The sequence below is a fragment of the Microbulbifer mixtoriginis (SeqCode) genome (assembly GCF_052467705.1).
Window position 1 is genome coordinate 821,098 of record NZ_CP174322.1, and the last position, 16,572, is coordinate 837,669.

At 55.8% G+C, this 16,572-nt stretch carries 15 protein-coding genes; 4 read left to right on the forward strand and 11 right to left on the reverse strand.

Features of this window, described 5'->3' with window-relative positions; genetic code table 11:
* Window positions 1-9 precede the first annotated feature (9 nt).
* The 10 genes from purD to ACJJIB_RS03725 form a co-directional block, all read right to left on the reverse strand.
* Window positions 10-1,308 (reverse strand): phosphoribosylamine--glycine ligase, encoded by a 1,299-nt coding sequence (gene purD, locus ACJJIB_RS03680; RefSeq protein WP_444887927.1) that lies wholly within the window; start codon window positions 1,306-1,308, stop codon window positions 10-12.
* A gap of 213 nt (window positions 1,309-1,521) precedes the next feature.
* Window positions 1,522-3,093 carry a bifunctional phosphoribosylaminoimidazolecarboxamide formyltransferase/IMP cyclohydrolase gene (gene purH / locus ACJJIB_RS03685; protein WP_444887928.1) on the reverse strand — a complete coding sequence of 524 codons (1,572 nt, stop codon included), beginning with the start codon at window positions 3,091-3,093 and terminating at the stop codon, window positions 1,522-1,524.
* Window positions 3,094-3,241: 148 nt separating this feature from the next.
* On the reverse strand, window positions 3,242-3,550 hold the full coding sequence (fis, locus tag ACJJIB_RS03690) for a DNA-binding transcriptional regulator Fis (protein ID WP_152451046.1): 309 nt from the start codon (window positions 3,548-3,550) through the stop codon (window positions 3,242-3,244).
* Window positions 3,547-4,485: a tRNA dihydrouridine synthase DusB gene (gene dusB, locus ACJJIB_RS03695; protein WP_444888901.1), complete on the reverse strand. Its 939-nt coding sequence runs from the start codon at window positions 4,483-4,485 to the stop codon at window positions 3,547-3,549. The genes fis and dusB overlap by 4 nt, the downstream gene beginning before the upstream one ends.
* 248 nt (window positions 4,486-4,733) lie before the next feature.
* Window positions 4,734-6,038: a DUF3426 domain-containing protein gene (locus tag ACJJIB_RS03700; RefSeq protein ID WP_444887929.1), complete on the reverse strand. Its 1,305-nt coding sequence runs from the start codon at window positions 6,036-6,038 to the stop codon at window positions 4,734-4,736.
* Between the two features lie 75 nt (window positions 6,039-6,113).
* Window positions 6,114-6,995 (reverse strand): 50S ribosomal protein L11 methyltransferase, encoded by an 882-nt coding sequence (gene prmA / locus ACJJIB_RS03705; protein WP_444883653.1) that lies wholly within the window; start codon window positions 6,993-6,995, stop codon window positions 6,114-6,116.
* Window positions 6,996-7,130: 135 nt separating this feature from the next.
* Window positions 7,131-8,471: an acetyl-CoA carboxylase biotin carboxylase subunit gene (accC, locus tag ACJJIB_RS03710; protein ID WP_444883654.1), complete on the reverse strand. Its 1,341-nt coding sequence runs from the start codon at window positions 8,469-8,471 to the stop codon at window positions 7,131-7,133.
* Between the two features lie 15 nt (window positions 8,472-8,486).
* The gene (accB, locus tag ACJJIB_RS03715; RefSeq protein WP_252084375.1) at window positions 8,487-8,957 is read right to left on the reverse strand and encodes an acetyl-CoA carboxylase biotin carboxyl carrier protein; all 471 of its coding nucleotides are present in this window, start codon (window positions 8,955-8,957) and stop codon (window positions 8,487-8,489) included.
* Between the two features lie 24 nt (window positions 8,958-8,981).
* The gene (gene aroQ, locus ACJJIB_RS03720; RefSeq protein ID WP_444883656.1) at window positions 8,982-9,437 is read right to left on the reverse strand and encodes a type II 3-dehydroquinate dehydratase; all 456 of its coding nucleotides are present in this window, start codon (window positions 9,435-9,437) and stop codon (window positions 8,982-8,984) included.
* Between the two features lie 259 nt (window positions 9,438-9,696).
* Entirely contained in the window at window positions 9,697-11,493 is a 1,797-nt protein-coding gene (locus ACJJIB_RS03725) for a protein-disulfide reductase DsbD family protein (RefSeq protein WP_444887930.1), read from the reverse strand.
* A 129-nt stretch (window positions 11,494-11,622) separates the two neighbouring features.
* Between ACJJIB_RS03725 and ACJJIB_RS03730 the strand changes: the two genes are divergently transcribed.
* The 4 genes from ACJJIB_RS03730 to ACJJIB_RS03745 all read left to right on the forward strand — a co-directional run bounded on the left by ACJJIB_RS03730 (window position 11,623) and on the right by ACJJIB_RS03745 (window position 15,360).
* On the forward strand, window positions 11,623-12,348 hold the full coding sequence (locus ACJJIB_RS03730) for an N-acetylglucosaminyltransferase (RefSeq protein WP_444887931.1): 726 nt from the start codon (window positions 11,623-11,625) through the stop codon (window positions 12,346-12,348).
* Window positions 12,345-12,827 carry a copper chaperone PCu(A)C gene (locus ACJJIB_RS03735; RefSeq protein WP_444887932.1) on the forward strand — a complete coding sequence of 161 codons (483 nt, stop codon included), beginning with the start codon at window positions 12,345-12,347 and terminating at the stop codon, window positions 12,825-12,827. Before ACJJIB_RS03730 ends, ACJJIB_RS03735 begins: the two co-directional genes overlap by 4 nt.
* Window positions 12,828-12,857: 30 nt before the next feature.
* Window positions 12,858-13,427 (forward strand): YajG family lipoprotein, encoded by a 570-nt coding sequence (locus ACJJIB_RS03740; protein WP_444887933.1) that lies wholly within the window; start codon window positions 12,858-12,860, stop codon window positions 13,425-13,427.
* Between the two features lie 178 nt (window positions 13,428-13,605).
* Entirely contained in the window at window positions 13,606-15,360 is a 1,755-nt protein-coding gene (locus tag ACJJIB_RS03745) for an EAL domain-containing protein (protein ID WP_444887934.1), read from the forward strand.
* Between the two features lie 52 nt (window positions 15,361-15,412).
* Here ACJJIB_RS03745 and ACJJIB_RS03750 read toward each other — a convergent pair whose 3' ends face one another.
* Complete coding sequence (locus tag ACJJIB_RS03750; RefSeq protein ID WP_444887935.1) at window positions 15,413-16,411, reverse strand: adenosine kinase; 999 nt, start codon at window positions 16,409-16,411, stop codon at window positions 15,413-15,415.
* Window positions 16,412-16,572 lie beyond the last annotated feature (161 nt).

The following is a 16,572-nucleotide window of genomic DNA, read 5'->3' on the forward strand; positions in this document are numbered from 1 at the left end:
TGGGTAAAACTACTTATCGCTACTAGTCTGTTCTCTTTCGACCGCGCGATAACCGATATCTTTCCGGTAAAAGACACCTTCCCAATAGATGGCGCGGGCAGCTTCATAGGCATTGGCCTGAGCTTCGGCGACAGTGTCGCCCAATGCGGTGGCGCAGAGTACGCGGCCGCCATTGGTGACCACACGTTCGCCGTCCAGGGCAGTACCAGCGTGGAAGACTTTGGCATTATCGCTGTCAGCTTTCTCAAGCCCACTAATGGCATCGCCCTTGCGGTAACTGCCGGGATAGCCATGTGCGGCCAATACCACTCCAAGTGATGGGCGCGGGTCCCATTCAGCCGTCACGCTATCGAGCTTTTTGTCCAGTGCGGCCAGGCACAGATCTACCAGGTCGGATTTCAGACGCATCATAATAGGCTGGGTTTCGGGGTCACCGAAGCGGCAGTTGTACTCGATCACTCTGGGAGCACCCTGCGGATCGATCATCAGGCCAGCGTAGAGAAACCCGGTATATGGCGTACCCTCAGCGGCGAGGCCTGTTACTGTGGGTTCAATCACTTCTTGCATAATGCGCTGATAAACACTGTCGGTCACTACCGGTGCCGGGGAGTAGGCACCCATGCCGCCGGTATTGGGGCCAGTATCGCCGTCACCGACGCGTTTGTGGTCCTGGCTGGTGGCCATGGGCAGGATATTCTCCCCATCTACCATAACGATAAAGCTCGCTTCTTCACCCTGCAGGAATTCCTCGATCACTACTCGGCAGCCAGCGTCGCCAAAGGCGTTGCCGGAGAGCATATCGCGCACAGCCAGCTCGGCCTGTTGCTCGGTCTCGGCGACGATGACGCCTTTACCAGCGGCGAGGCCATCGGCTTTGACTACGATGGGCGCTCCGCGCTCACGAATATATTCGATGGCTGGTTCAACTTCGGTGAAATTGCGATAAGCGGCGGTGGGGATTTTGTGGCGCTCAAGGAAATCCTTGGTGAAGGCCTTGGAGCCTTCCAGTTGTGCAGCGCCTTTGCTGGGGCCAAAGATGGCGAGGCCTCGCCCGTTAAAGAAATCTACAATGCCGTCAACTAGTGGCGCTTCGGGGCCGACGATAGTGAGTTCCACGCCGTTTTCCTCGGCGAAGTCCGCCAAAGCGGGGAAGTTGTCGACACCGATAGCCAGATTCTGCACTTTGCCTTCGCGGGCGGTGCCGGCATTGCCTGGTGCTACAAACACAGTACCCACTTTGGGGTTTTGTGCGGCTTTCCACGCCAGGGCGTGCTCGCGGCCACCTGAGCCGATGATTAATACATTCATTCTTAAATCCCCCTAAGTCGACCACTTGGGTCCATTGGACAGGTATCAGGTGCGCTAGTTTAGCGCGGAATCGTTGCAGGTGGTGTTACACGCCTGCAATAGGCGCCTCTTTGATAGTGGGCGCTGGGAACTACTCGATAACAGTGACGCAGAGGATGCGTCACTGCTACGAATCTCCTTGAAGCGAGAGAGGGCTTCGTGGAGAGTGCCGGTTTAGTGGCGGAAGTGGCGCATGCCAGTAAAGACCATGGCCATATTGTGCTCGTCCGCTGCGGCGATCACTTCCTCATCGCGCATGGAGCCACCGGGCTGGATAACCGCCTGGATGCCGACAGCGGCGGCGTTATCAATACCATCGCGGAAGGGGAAGAAAGCGTCGGAGGCCATCACGGACCCTGCAACGGCGAGGCCGGCATGCTCGGCCTTGATCGCGGCGATACGCGCGGAGTTTACACGGCTCATCTGGCCTGCGCCTACACCGACAGTGCGACCGTCTTTGCCGTATACGATGGCATTGGATTTTACAAACTTGGCCACTTTCCAGGTAAACAACAGATCGCGGATTTCTTCTTCAGTGGGCTGGCGCTTGGAGACTACTTTCAGGTCGGCAGCGGTGATCAGGCCGTCGTCGCGGTCCTGGACTAGCAGGCCGCCATTAACGCGCTTGTAGTCCAGTGCCGGGGAGCGCTCGTTGCTCCACTGGCCGCATACCAGCAAGCGCAGATTCTTCTTCTCGGCAACAACCCGTTTTGCCTCTTCGGAGACTGACGGTGCGATGATCACTTCAACAAACTGGCGCTCGATGATCGCGCGGGCAGTGGCGCTATCCAGCTCGCGGTTGAAGGCGATGATACCGCCAAAGGCGGATTCGCTGTCGGTGGCGAAAGCCAGGTCGTAGGCCTTGTGAATATCTTCAGCAATTGCCACACCACAGGGATTGGCATGTTTAACGATCACGCAAGCGGGTTGCTCGAAGGACTTAACACACTCCAACGCGGCATCGGTATCGGCGATATTGTTGTAGGACAGCTCTTTACCCTGCAGCTGGGTGGCAGTGGAAATGCTGGCCTCAGCCGGGTTGGCTTCGGTGTAAAAAGCGGATTTCTGGTGCGGGTTCTCACCGTAGCGCAGATCCAGTTTCTTGATAAATTGGCTGTTGTAGGTGCGCGGGAACAGCTGCTTTTCCTCGCCTTTAATGGCACCCAGGTAGTTGGCGATAGCGCCGTCATAGCCCGCCGTGTGCTCGAAGGCTTTTACCGCCAGGTCAAAGCGGCTGGCGTGGCTCAGTGCACCGTCGTTAGCTTTCATTTCCTCGATGATGCTGCCGTAATCGCTGGCATTGACCACGATAGTGACATCTTTGTGGTTCTTGGCTGCTGCGCGAACCATGGTGGGGCCGCCGATATCGATATTCTCGATAGCGTCCTCAAGGGAACAGTCAGGCTTGGCTACGGTTTGAGCGAAAGGGTAGAGGTTGACCACAACCATATCGATGGGGGTGATACCGTGCTCGCCCATGATGGCGTCATCGGTGCCACGGCGCCCCAAAATACCGCCGTGTACCTTCGGATGCAGCGTCTTGACGCGACCGTCCATCATCTCGGGGAAGCCAGTATAGTCAGAAACTTCTACCACGGGAATTCCGGCTTCTTTGAGCTGGCGGTGGGTGCCGCCGGTGGAGAGGATTTCTACGCCCATTGCGGAGAGCTGTTGGGCGAACTCTACGATGCCACTCTTGTCAGAGACACTAATTAAAGCGCGGCGGATGGAAACCTTGTCTGTCATTGCACTAGATCCAACTGGTTTTCGGAAAAGATGTTTAAAGGGTTTATGCGGGTTGTTCTCTGCGGCAACGAATAAAATTGCTGCCGGGAAAATAGCGAAGGGGGATGAGTTACCTCATCCCCCTTCAGAATTTCTCTCGGTGGGAAGCTTACAGCAGTCCGTAGCGCTTCAGCTTCTTGCGCAGAGTGCCACGGTTGAGACCCAGTAATTGCGCGGCGCGGGTCTGGTTGTGGCGAGTATATTTCATCACCACTTCGAGCATGGGCGCTTCGATCTCCGACAGCACCATGTCATAGACATCGGTAACCATCTGGCCATCCAGGTGGCGGAAATAGTTCTCCATCGCGTGCTCAACGGCATCGCGCAGGGACTGTTGTTGCGGCTGTGCCAGCTGCGTCTGCCCCCTGGAGGATACTTCTTCGCTGCCAGTATCCGGAATCAATACTTCATTATTCATGCCGCTTGTGCCCCTCTCGTTATTCGGCGTTCAAACCACTCGTGAACGCTGGCATGTTGTACTTCTGCGCTCTCTATTTGGAAAAAGGTCTTGCGGAAGGACTCGCTGTCCGCGAGTGTCTTCAAGTACCAGCCCACGTGTTTGCGGGCGATACGGACCCCCATCACCTCACCGTAGAATCGGTGCAGTTCACCCAAGTGGGTGAGCAGTATTTTTCTTACTTCGTCCAATGTTGGTTCGGGCAGCCGCTCGCCGGTGGCGAGGTAGTGGGCTATCTCCCGAAAAATCCAAGGTCGTCCCTGTGCGGCACGGCCAATCATGACCGCCGCAGCACCAGTGTAATTGAGCACCTCGCGGGCTCTATCGGCACCGGTTATGTCGCCGTTGGCAAAAACTGGGATTGCTACCCTGGATACAATATCGGCAATGGTATCGAATTCAGCCTGTCCGTGGTAGCCGCAGGCACGAGTGCGACCGTGAACCGCCAAAGCAGCGATACCAGCATCCTCGGCCATTTGAGCAACGGTGGCGCCATTACGGGAATCCGTACACCAGCCGGTGCGGATCTTAAGCGTCACCGGGACGGAGACAGACTGGACCACGGCCTGCAATATATCCGCAACCAGCTTTTCATCCCGCAGCAGGGCGGAGCCCGCCGCTTTCTTACACACTTTTTTTGCCGGGCAGCCCATATTTATATCAATGATTTGCGCGCCGCGACGCACGTTCTCCCGAGCGGCCTGAGCCATCATCTCGGGATCACCACCGGCAATTTGTACCGATATGGGAGCTGCCTCACCACCGTGGTCCAGACGCAGTCGTGACTTGCGGCTATTCCACAGACGCGTGTCTGAGGTCACCATCTCCGATACCACCAGCCCGGCGCCGAGTTGGCGACACAGTTGACGGAAGGGGCGATCAGTAACTCCGGCCATTGGCGCCAAGATTACCGGGTTGTCGATAATGTAGGGGCCTATAGCAATAGACACGGTAGCTCCGTTTGGGCTTTGGAAGGGCGTTCTGGGCCCAGGCAAAAAGGCCGCCTATGATAACGACTGCCCCGGCGTTGGCAAAGCGAAAAAGCGGGCAAATCGATCGATCCCTGTGCGTTTAGCTTGCAGAGTGGTCAATTTTAGTGGCTTTGCACGCCAGAGTGACCAATGTCTTGGCGCTCAAACCTTCCTCAAGGAGCGATTTTCATCTCGTAGTTCACCGCCTCGGCCCCTGGATCGACCACCTCAATGGCAATGTGAATAGGGCTGCCCTGAGGCATTAGCTTGCGCCCAGCCAACTCCCCTTGTAAATACTCTTGGGGACTAAAGCGGCGACTCGCTACCGCTTTATTTTTCAGGTCGCTGAAATTTAACAGCAAATTAGGAAACGCCTGGGGGTAGGGCGCTGTATTTAGCAGCACAGCGTCCACTATCAGGGCGCCCTCCAACTGGGGGTGGCTGCGCACCATCAGGTTGGAGGCCTGGATCGCTTTGGCATCGCGTAATGGGGGGAGAGTACAGCCGAATAGTGGGCAGGCCACAGCGTAAATATTGCGCCATGGTTGCTGCTTGCTGAGACGGTCGAACTGAAAGTAGCCCACTTGAAGCAACAGTAAAATTACCAAAGCTGGCAGGAGAAGTCGCCACAGCCAGGGGCTCACCGCTTTCTTCGATGGTGTCGCACCCCAGCTCATTTCCAGCGGGGCAGGTTGAATGGCGGAGATCAGCTGTTCGCGAGCGGGCTCGGCCTGCGGCTCAGGAGTGTCCTCAGCTTCTGTGGCAAAGTAAGGCTCCCTGCGTTGACCACTTGCCTCAGGCTGGGACGTAGGGAATATCTCTTCGGAGCTAGGGGGCGTCTCGGATGTTGATTTTAGATCGCTGGGCTCTGTGGCAGTTGTTTGCGCCTTTAGGGGCTGTTCCCAGGGATCTAGGTCATTGAGGCTATCGTTTTTATGGGTGGTGTCCCGATTGTCATAATCGGTGTCAACCCTATTGCCTGTAGTACTGTTATCGAAGTCGGGTACATCGTCCCAATCCGGTTTGAGTACCGACTCTAGGTCTTCCTCCTGGGTTTCCTCGTGGTGGTTTTCTTCTTGTAGCTCCTGCCACTCGTTATCGCCAAATGCGTCACCAATGAGGTTCTCGGAATTCGCTGGTGGTGCTTCAAGCTGGGTGTCTTCTGCGGGTCCCCCGGCTTCAAAATCGATGGGAGGCTGCTTTGCATTGGCGCTGTTGGGGGCTGCCTTATCCGCATCCGCCGGATCGTCGTCTTCCAGCTCGATATCGTCATGAATCAGGAAGTCATCGTCTTCCAGAAGAGTTTCCAGATCACTGCGTGTGTCGGGGCCATTGTCATTAAAGACAATGTTCTCATCTGCACGGAAAACTTGCAGGCAGGAACCACAGCGCACAGCGCCACGGGCAGCGCGCAGCTGCTGGTCATTAACGTGAAATGAGGTGCTGCAATGGGGGCAGCGGGTTACCAGTTGAGACATTCGACTATGGCGCAGTTTATTTTGCGCTCAAGTTTATCAGTCTGCCCGGTCCCCGCGTAGTACTGGCTAGCGTATTTAGCGAATACGGGTACCACTCAGGCGTACCCAACCCTCGTGCTCCGCATCCTCATCGAAATCGATCTGGTCTGAGTAGGCAGTTTTTACTTGTTCGGCCTGGGAGGCGAGGATACCGGACAGGCAGATACGCCCGCCGATTTTGGTCAGCGCAATCAGCTGCTTGGAGAGCTCTACCAATGGGCCGGCAAGGATATTGGCTAGCATGAGATCGGCGGCTTCCTGAGGCATCTGTTCTGGCAAATAGACTGGGAAGCGCTGAGGATCTATGCCGTTGCGCACCGCGTTGTCGCGACTGGCAATCAGAGCCTGTGGATCGATATCGGTCCCCATGGCGCATTTGGCTCCGAGTAGCAAGGCGCCGATGCCAAGGATGCCGGAACCACAGCCAAAGTCGATGGCGCTCTTATCCTGCAAGGGCTCTTGTGCCAGCCAACGCAAGCACAGGTAGGTCGTGGGATGGGTGCCGGTGCCGAAGGCGAGTCCAGGGTCCAGTAGCAGGTTGACCGCCTCCGGTTGAGGCGGCTCGCACCAGCTGGGGCAGATCCACAAGTTGTCGCCGCACTGAATGGGTTTATAGTGAGACATCCACTCGCGTTCCCAGTCTTTATCCTCAAGTTGGTCCCAGCGGGCATTGGGTAGGAGTTCGCAAAGGAAGGAAGCGGCTTTGGCCTCAGTGACAGCAGTGTCGACCTCGGCATCGAATAGACCGGTAACCCGTGTTTGATCCCACAGGGGTACTTCGCCGAGTCCGGGTTCGAGAATGGGTTGGTCTGCGTTGTCTTGCAGGGTAACGGATACGGCACCGGCAAAAAGCAGTGCATTTTCAATTTTGTCCGCTTGGGCACGATCGGTGTCGACGCGGAGTTGTAGCCAGGGCATAGGGATTCCGTGGTGAGTAACTGCTATTGGGTGGAGTGGCCACCCTACTTTTGCGATGTCCGCCGCCATCCCTGGCGTTCGGCATCATCGTATTGTGGCCGCAATTCTCTCCAACTTTGCCCTGGCTGGCGAGGGTTAGAGTCCCAACTTCTTCTCCAGGTAGTGAATATTGACGCCACCCTTGGCAAAGGCCTCATCGCGTACCAGATCCTCCTGCAGGGGGATATTGGTCTTGATGCCATCAATAACCAGCTCAGATAGGGCTACGCGCATGCGTGCCAGTGCGGTTTCGCGGTCCTCGGCGTAGGTGATCAACTTGGCGATCATCGAGTCGTAGTTGGGGGGAACCGTATAACCCGAGTAGAGGTGCGAATCGACCCGCACACCCAGGCCGCCGGGCATATGAAAGTTGTTGACCTTGCCGGGACTGGGGAAGAAAGTCTGGGGATCTTCCGCATTGATACGGCACTCAAAGGCGTGCCCGCGAACGACAATATCCTCCTGCTTGAGAGAGAGCTTCTCTCCAGCACAGACACGAATCTGTTCCTTGATCAGGTCTACGCCAGTCACCATTTCAGTAACAGGGTGCTCAACCTGAATACGTGTGTTCATCTCGATAAAGTAGAAGCGTTCATTCTCGTAGAGGAACTCGAAAGTGCCGGCGCCGCGGTAGCCGATATCGATACAAGCTTGCACGCAGGATTCGTGTACCTGTTCACGCACGGCGTCGGGGATTCCGGGAGCTGGAGCTTCTTCTAGTACTTTTTGGTGACGGCGCTGCAGGGAGCAGTCGCGATCCCCTAGGTGAATGGCATTACCCTGTCCGTCGGACATTACCTGGACTTCGACGTGGCGTGGGTTCTGCAGAAATTTCTCGAGGTATACGGTGCCATCACCGAAGGCAGCTTGAGCCTCAGACTTGGTAACAGCGATAGCGTTGATCAGGTCTTCTGCGCGCTCCACGACACGCATACCGCGACCACCGCCACCGGCGGCGGCCTTGATAATGACTGGATAGCCGACTTTTTCGCCTATTTCTAGGCAGCGCTCGCTATTTTCGGGTAGGGGACCATCGGAGCCGGGTACGGTGGGGACGCCTGCCTTTTTCATGGCGGCGATGGCGGATACCTTGTCGCCCATCAGGCGAATGACATCCGGGTCTGGGCCGATAAAAGTGAAGCCGCTTTTTTGTACTTGCTCGGCGAAGTCCGCGTTTTCTGCGAGGAAGCCGTAGCCTGGGTGCACGGCTACTGCATCGGTGATCTCCATAGCGGAAATCAGGGCAGGAATATTCAGGTAGCTCTGCGGCGAGGGGTTGGGACCAATACAGACAGATTCATCGGCCAGGCGTACATGCTTGAGATTGCGGTCCACCAAAGAGTGAACCGCAACTGTGGCGATGCCCATTTCTTTGCAGGCGCGCAAAATCCGCAGGGCGATTTCACCGCGGTTGGCGATCAGGATTTTGTCGAACATAGTGACTTACCCCACTCAGACGATGGTCACGAGCGGCTGATCGAACTCTACCGGCTGGCCATCTTCGAGCAGAACGGAATCGATGGTACCGGCCTTGTCGGCTTCGATCTGGTTCATCATTTTCATGGCTTCAACGATGCACACTACGTCGCCGACCTTAACCTGCTGACCAACTTTGACGAAGGGCTCGGCGCCGGGGCTGGGAGCTGCGTAAAAAGTGCCCACCATCGGGGATTTCACCGCATGGCCGCTGATCGTTGGTTTGGATTCTTTTTCTACCGCCGCCGGGGCTGGTGCAGCTTGGGCAGGTGCAACAGGAGCAGGTGCCGGGGCCATTGGAGCCGTGTAAATTGGAGCAACCGGTTGATTTGCACCGCTGACCCCGCGGCTGATACGCACCGATTCCTCGCCCTCTTTAATTTCCAGCTCGCCGATATCCGATTCTTCGAGCAGCTCAATTAGTTTTTTAATTTTGCGGATATCCATAGTTCTTTCACTCGCAGGTTTGATTCATTGATTTTGAGACGCCATACCCAGTTGGTGTATGGCCGCCTGAAGTGCCAGGGTGTAGCTGTGTGGCCCGAAGCCACACACCACACCACGGGCTAAATCGGATAGATAGGAATGGTGCCTAAATGCCTCGCGGGCATGAGGATTGGAAAGGTGTAACTCGATAAACGGTATGGCAACGCCCGCTAAAGCATCTCGTAAAGCCACGCTGGTGTGGGTGTAGGCGGCGGGATTGATTACGATGAAATCCACGCTGGTATTGGCGGCTAAGTGGATGCGTTCCACCAAGGCAGACTCGCTATTGCTCTGGAGGGTTTCCAGCTGGTGGCCTGCAGCATCACATTGGCGCTCGGCGGCCTGATTGATTTCCGCAAGGGTGGCGGCGCCGTAGATATGCGGCTCGCGACTGCCGAGCAGGTTGAGGTTGGGGCCGTGCAGGAGAAGAATTTTAGCCATAGTATGCCCTGGGGAAAGTTGCCGAAAAACCCAAAAAAATGGTCTAAAGTTGGCTATCTTGCGGGCAAACTCGAATTTTTGGCCTATTTGCCCGAGTGCTTTAGGCGAGTGTGCCGCAAAAGTGACTCCCTGTCCATGCCTGCTGGGCAGTTTATCGAAGTTAGCGGCAGTTCGGCGATATTTGCCTAAAAATTAGCGCAAAATATCCGCAATGTGGCCTTTTTACCCTTGGGATTGGCTACAAAGGCGGCAGTTTCCTTTAAGGGGCAGAGGATCTACTGAGTTCGCTCCCGGCAGCGGCTTCCAGCTCCATCAATAGCTCCTCGCGGGAGAGGATTTGCGGCAGGATTTTGGCCTCGCCACCACTGGCGGGGTAAAGCAAGTAAAGCGGCACGCTGGTACGGCCGTATTTCGCCAGGAGCTCGCTGATATGTGGGTCCTGATTGGTCCAGTCCCCTTTAAGAGCTACTACCCCTAGTCTCTCAATGGCGTCGCTCACAGCATCACTCGACAGCACCACTTTCTCATTGGCCAAGCAAGTAATACACCAGGCTGCGGTCATATTGGTTAGCACTGGACGCCCCTCCCTTCGCGCTGTCTCGAGCCGTTCGGCGGAGTAGGGCTGCCAGTAGTCACTGGTCTGTTGAAGTGCTTGGGGGGCAGTACTGAGGCGTGGCAGTAGCATTAGCGCAAAGCTCAGGGCCACAACCGCCACCGAGCCCCGCAGCCAGTGCCACTGAGGGCTGGGCCAAAGCCATAGCGCAAAGGCGATTGCCACAGCGCCGCTGAGAACCAGAGCGATACCATCGCCACCAGTCTGACGTCCCAATACCCACAGCAGCCACACTGCGGTCAAGTACATGGGGAAGGCCAGTAGTTGCTTCAAGCGGTCCATCCAGGGGCCGGGGCGTGGCAGCTTGTCCACTAGAGCGGGAATATAGGTGAGCAGCAGGAAGGGGGCGGCCATACCGGCGCCAAGGGCGGCAAAAACACTGAGCGCCACGGCTGGAGATTGTGTGACTGCAAAGCCCAGCGCCGAGCCCATCAGGGGCGCGGTGCAAGGGCTGGCCACGAGTGTGGCCAGGGCGCCGGAGGTAAAGGAGCCGCGCAAACCCTGACTGTTACTTAAATTGTTACCAACGCCCATCAGGCTGCTGCCGATCTCTGTGACACCGGACAAGCTGAGTCCCATGATAAAGAACAGATAGGCCAATGCGGCGACCAACCAGGGAGACTGTAGCTGGAACCCCCAACCTATCGCCTCACCGCCGGCGCGCAATGCCAGCATGGTGGCGGCAATGGCGACAAAGCTGAGTACAACGCCGGTGGAGTAGGCCCAGCCGTGATGGTGACGTTGATTAGCATTCTGTGCTGTCTGGCTAACTGCCAGCAGCTTGATTGAAAGCACTGGAAAAACACAGGGCATTAGATTGAGTAGCAGGCCGCCGGCAAAGGCGAAAAGCAGTGCAAAGGGGAGCGTGATGGCGCTAGCGTTACTCCCCTGAGGTGAGGAGCTGCCACCTGTACTTTGGGGAGAAGAATTTTGCGGGCCTCCCTCAATAGGCTGGATGCTTCCCGAGCCAATATCCACGCGATAGTGGCGTACCTCTGGCGGGTAGCAGAGCCCCGCATCGGCGCAGCCCTGATAGTGCAGTTCTAATTGTAAGTTATTGGCGCTGTTGTTGAGGGGAATGGGGAATTCCAGCTGGCCGCGATAGACCTCGGTTTCCTTCTCGAAATACTCATCCCAGATAACTTCACCGCTGGGGAGATTCAGTGGAACTGCGGTCTTTTGTCCGTTTTCTACAAGGTAAAGGGCAAGTTTGTCGCGATAGAGATAGTATTCTGGAGCTATTTCAAACAGCGCACTGAGCTGGTTGCCACTCAGCAGCAGGTCCTGCCGGTAGGCTTCGTCCACTGGCAGGAAGGTATTTTGCTGCTGGCCGATAGAAGACGCAAAAGGGTTACTTTCCGCCTGCGCAAGAGCGTTGGTTGTGGATAGGCATAGCAATATTGCCAGCAGTGCGAGGAAATTATTTCTGAAACTTTTGGTCATCACAGCCATAGATGAAAAAATTCATTATAGTCGGGCGCATGGTTCTGACTGCTGCGCCGGACGGGGGTTCAGTCGCGTCAGCAGTATAGCGATGCTAGTGGTACAAAAAAACAACAGCGGAGAATTGCTTTGCCGTCACTTGAACGCCTTCACAGCTTTGCTATCTGCCTCTTGATGGCGGCGTTACTTGGTGCCTGTGCTTCGCAACAACCGCCTCCCCCGGCGCCCAGCCCACCTCCGCAGAAAGCCAAACCATCCGTTAATGAGGTGCGGCGTAACAATGTGGCTTACTTCTTAAAGCGTGCTGAACAGGCGCTACGCAAAGGCCATCTTACCAAGCCTGCCGGCGCCAGTGCCTATGACTACTACTTAAACGTGCAGAAGTTGGACCCTGGAAATCGTAAGGCTCAGACCGGAATTCAAACAATTGTGGTCACCTACGTTGAACGTGCCCGGGAAGCGCTGCGCAGGCGTGCTTTTACCGAAGTGGGCGGCCTACTACAGCGCGCGGAAATGCTGGCTCCGGGGAATCTTTTGGTGGCTGAGGTGCGTACACAGCTAGTCCATGAGCGCGGCCGCGCACAGCTGGATCTACCACAGGGAGAGGCTATTGGCCTGCCTGCGGCCGGGCTGCGGGCGAGATCGGAAAATTTGGTCACACAGCTGCGCCAAGTGGCCCAACGTATTCGCAGAGAACAACTACGCGTCATAATTGTCACCGGCAATGACGCGGAAGGTCGCTGGGTTTACCAGCAGCTGCGTGAAGCGGTGCCCGGTTATCGGGTGCGGGGGGATATAAAGATTGGCAGCCCCGCGCGTTTACTTCTTATTAATCCCAGTGGAGGGGTCCAGTGAAAAAGCCAAATGTATTTGTGTGGATTCTGCTTTCCAGCAGCCTTTTGTACACCTTGGGGGCTTTGGCCCTCACCCAGTCCCTTATGATAGAGGGTTATGCCAGAGAGACTCCGCCGGGAGCACCTATGAGCGCGGCGTACCTCTCCCTGCACAACACCGGCAAACAACCGCTGCAGTTGACGGCGGTGGAGTTGCCCGGAGGTGTGGAGGGGGCTGTCAATTTGCATACCACTGAGCGTGAGCGGGGCGTCAACCGTATGCGTCCACTGGAGAAACTGTCGATTGCCGCTGGAGAGAAACTACAGATGATGCCAGGTGGTATCCACTTGATGATTCACGGGGTGCGCCTTCAGGCTGGAGATACACTGCCCCTACGCCTGCTTTTTGACGACGGAAGTAGTTTGGAGGTCGTGGTTCCGATCATGGGGCGTGATGGACTTGAAAAAGAGCACCACCATCATCATGGCGGTGCTGGATAAAAAAATCCTGTTGAAGTAAAGGTAAGAAAAATGAAGAAGTTATTGTTATGGGTGGGGGCTCTGGTCGTGGCTGGGTGTGCTCACAGCCCACTGCAAATCCAATTGTATCCACAGGTTCAGGTGGCTCCCGATTCCATTGGTTCGGGCTATAGCCTCAATGTTCGCGGTGTTAATGAACTATCCGGTGGGGGGCTCGGTTCTCTTGGCGGGGTCTATGCAGACACATCTCAGGTGAGTATTGCCAACGATGCAGGTAGTGCTATCGCCGCAGGGTTGAGCCAGGGTTTTGCCAATTGGTCATTCCGTATCACCGACTCGGCACCTGAGGTGCAGGTGACGGCGAAGTTGGTGAAGCTGACGTATAACAGCCCCAGTCAGGTTTACACCACCCAGGTTGATACCTCTGCTGAGATTCACTTGGAGGTTAAAGTGGGCCATGCCACCTATTTTGGAACTTACAGTTCCTCTGGCAAAGACCGCAATCTGATTAAGCCCAGCCGCGAAGAGGTGGAAAGCCGGGTAAATGGCCTGCTGAGTGCGACTATGCAGCGGGTATTCGAAGATGAGAAACTGAAAAAATTCTTGCGCGCAAATCTTTGAATGTGCAATTTAGGGATCTACTGAAGTGAGCCGGCTGGAGGCTGGATAATTGAATACAATCGGCGATTTTGGGCGATGATAAGGCTATTTTTAGCCATTTCTTGCGGTGAGATGCCTACAAGGGCTGCGCCAGCCACCCTTTTCCAGGGATATTTCGGTTTCCACTGGGAGTGTGGCTGTGGCCTTATTTGACACTCAATCCGCCGAATACCTCGGTTTGTTGGGGGAGCTGGAGGCTCAACTCAAACCCTGTGAGCAGATCAGCCTACAGGCCGCTGAGGCGGCGCTGGGGGAGATTGCCGATGGAGTGATCGTCACCGATCCCCGCGGTATTGTGCAATATGGCAATCCGTTGGTCAGTGAGATGAGTGGTGACCTGGTTGGACTCCTGCCTGGTCAGCCTGTCAATGAGGGCCTGCGGCTTCGCGATAGTCAGGGCACCCTATTGCCTGCGCTGATACCAGATTCCCCTTCTCACGAAGTACCCAGCGTGCGGGAGGTCCGCGCCTTTATTTGGCGACTCGGGGAAAACCGTCCACCGCTGGAAGTCTCTGTGCAGGTGATGGCTTTGTGGGATGCCGGCACATTAAAAAATTATGTGTTGGTTTTACGGGATACCTCTGCTGCCCGACGAGTGTCTACTCGCCTAAGCTGGCAGACCAGCCACGATGCGTTAACCCGCTTACCCAATCGACAGTATTTCGAGAGCGAGTTGCAAAAGCTCCTATCGCAGTGCGTCGATAAGCGTCAGCATCATGTACTCCTTTACTTGGATGTCTATCAATTCAAAGTAATCAACGACACGCTGGGTTTTGTCGCCGGTGACCAGTTGTTGGTGCAACTAGTTGCATTGCTACAGAAGGGTTTATCTGGGGCCGATTTGTTCGCGCGTGTGGGCAGTGATGAGTTCGCTATTTTGCTACGGGATTGTACGCTCGAAGAGGGCGGGCGGGTGGTTGCGCGTCTGCGCGAATCTGTTCAGGAATTCAGCTTCCACTGGCAGGGTAATGATAGCCGTGTAGCGATATCAATTGGGGTGGTGGGTGTGGACCGATTCACTCCCAGTGCCAGCCAGCTGCTGGCAACCGCCAATGATGCCTGCTGTTCAGCCAGGGATCAAGGGCGCAACCGGATAAAGTTGTTTGGAGATTCGCGCAAGGCGTTGGAAAAGCGTCGTGAGTCCACCTGGGTTGCAGAAATTCACGCTGCCCTGCGAGAAGATCGCTTGATCCTCTATCGGCAGCCGGTGGTCTCCCTGAAAGGGGAGCGCCAGATTCATCACTATGAAATTCTGGTACGCATGCGCGGACGGGATGGAGGGGTGATCTCGCCGGGCTTGTTCCTACCCGCGGCGGAGCGCTATGGCCTAATTGAGGAGGTAGATCGTTGGGTTATTCAGCGCGTGTTCCGTTATATGGCCCAGGAGCAACTGATCGGTATTGCTACGGCCAGCTATGCCATCAATATTTCCGGTATCAGCTTGGGCGATGATACGTTTGCAGACTTTGTACTCGCATCAATGAGTGAGGAGGGGGTAACGCCTTCAAGGGTACAGTTTGAGATTACCGAGACCAGTGCCATCAACAACCTTGAAAGGGCTCTGATTTTTATCCACAAGCTGCGCGCTGCGGGCTGTAGTTTTGCCCTGGACGACTTTGGCCGCGGAGTTTCTTCGCTGGCTTACCTGCGTCAGTTACCGGTGGACTTCCTCAAAATCGACGGGAGCTTTGTGCGCAATATGCTTGAGGATGAGATCGACAGCGCGATGGTCAGTACCATTGATCACCTGGCAAAGCGTATGGGGATCAGCACTATCGCCGAGTATGTCGAGAGCCCCGAACTGATGGATAAACTCTGTCGTATGGGGGTGGATTACGCCCAGGGCTTCGGTATTGCTGCCGCTTCGGGATTGCCCGATATTGGTGAGCCCTAAGGTTTAAAGCTGAGCGGCCGGTAAAGGCCGCTCTCAATCTCTACCGCTGACTTCAGATAACCGCTGCCAATAGTTCTGGATGTTGTTCTGCTTGTAGTCGTGGACCGTATTGGCTGACTACCTGGGCGGCGGCGCGGCAGGCGAGTTCGCCGGCCTCAGCAAAGCCCATCTCCCGGTTGAGTGCATACAGAAATGCGCCTGCGAACATATCGCCGGCACCGTTGGTGTCTATTGCGCGCACCTGCGGACTGGCAACTCGGTACTGCTTGCTGCCATCCCACAGTAGCGCACCATCGGCGCCCAGAGTGATGGCAAAGCTGCGGCAGTAATCGCTCATTGCTTCTGCCGCGGCATCCAGTGAGTCGGTGCCGGTGAAGCCCAGTGCCTCATCGCGATTGCAGAACAGCATATCTACGCCGCCGCCAATCATTTCTCGCAAGCCCTCGCCAAAGAATTGCACCATGGCCGGGTCTGAAAGGCTCAGCGCGGTTTTCACACCAGCTTGCTGGGCCTGTTCACGCAGAGTGATAGCGGCGCGGCGCCCAGTTTCGGAGGAGACCAGATAACCTTCGATATAGGCCCACTTGGAGGCTTTCAGGGCTTCGCTATCCAGTTCGGCTACCGAGAGTTGCTCGCTGATACCCAGGTAGGTATTCATACTGCGCTCGGCATCGGGGGTAATCATTACCAGGCACTTACCGGTAGTGCCGCCATCCGCTTGCTGCAAAGTGGTTGGGTAGTCAACGCCAGCGGCGCTGAGGTTGCTGCGATAGAAATCTCCGTTATCGTCGGCGGCAACTTTGCAGGAATAGAAAGTGTTCAGGCCAAAATAGCTGGCGGCGATAACTGTATTGGCACCAGAGCCACCACAGGCGCGTTTGGCGGTAATCATGTGGTCCCGAAGGTCGTCTACCAGCTGTTTCTGCCGGGCATCGTCGACTAGGGTCATAATCCCCTTTTCAACACCGAGCTCCGCAAGATCCTTGTCGGATACCTCAATTTCCGTGTCCAAGAGGGCGGCGCCGATGCCGTAGAGATCATATTGCTGCATATCCATCCTTTTCGGGCGATTTGTATAGATTTCCGCCGCATTATGGCTGTGATTATGGCAAGTGCAAGGTGGTTGGTTTGACTTAAAGCGGTCAGCGTTTATAAAGGCGTCATATGCCTCAATATGAACTTATAGGAGGCAATTGCGGTCAATCCTCGAAC

Excerpts from the sequence above, each read along its gene's own strand:
- ACJJIB_RS03740 (WP_444887933.1), top strand. The coding sequence starts at position 12,858 with ATGAAGAAGTTATTGTTATGGGTGGGGGCTCTGGTCGTGGCTGGGTGT.
- ACJJIB_RS03750 (WP_444887935.1), bottom strand. The coding sequence starts at position 16,411 with ATGCAGCAATATGATCTCTACGGCATCGGCGCCGCCCTCTTGGACACG.
- ACJJIB_RS03725 (WP_444887930.1), bottom strand. The coding sequence starts at position 11,493 with ATGACCAAAAGTTTCAGAAATAATTTCCTCGCACTGCTGGCAATATTG.
- dusB (WP_444888901.1), bottom strand. The coding sequence starts at position 4,485 with ATGGCCGGAGTTACTGATCGCCCCTTCCGTCAACTGTGTCGCCAACTC.
- ACJJIB_RS03700 (WP_444887929.1), bottom strand. The coding sequence starts at position 6,038 with ATGTCTCAACTGGTAACCCGCTGCCCCCATTGCAGCACCTCATTTCAC.
- purH (WP_444887928.1), bottom strand. The coding sequence starts at position 3,093 with ATGACAGACAAGGTTTCCATCCGCCGCGCTTTAATTAGTGTCTCTGAC.
- purD (WP_444887927.1), bottom strand. The coding sequence starts at position 1,308 with ATGAATGTATTAATCATCGGCTCAGGTGGCCGCGAGCACGCCCTGGCG.
- accB (WP_252084375.1), bottom strand. The coding sequence starts at position 8,957 with ATGGATATCCGCAAAATTAAAAAACTAATTGAGCTGCTCGAAGAATCG.
- accC (WP_444883654.1), bottom strand. The coding sequence starts at position 8,471 with ATGTTCGACAAAATCCTGATCGCCAACCGCGGTGAAATCGCCCTGCGG.
- prmA (WP_444883653.1), bottom strand. The coding sequence starts at position 6,995 with ATGCCCTGGCTACAACTCCGCGTCGACACCGATCGTGCCCAAGCGGAC.
- fis (WP_152451046.1), bottom strand. The coding sequence starts at position 3,550 with ATGAATAATGAAGTATTGATTCCGGATACTGGCAGCGAAGAAGTATCC.
- aroQ (WP_444883656.1), bottom strand. The coding sequence starts at position 9,437 with ATGGCTAAAATTCTTCTCCTGCACGGCCCCAACCTCAACCTGCTCGGC.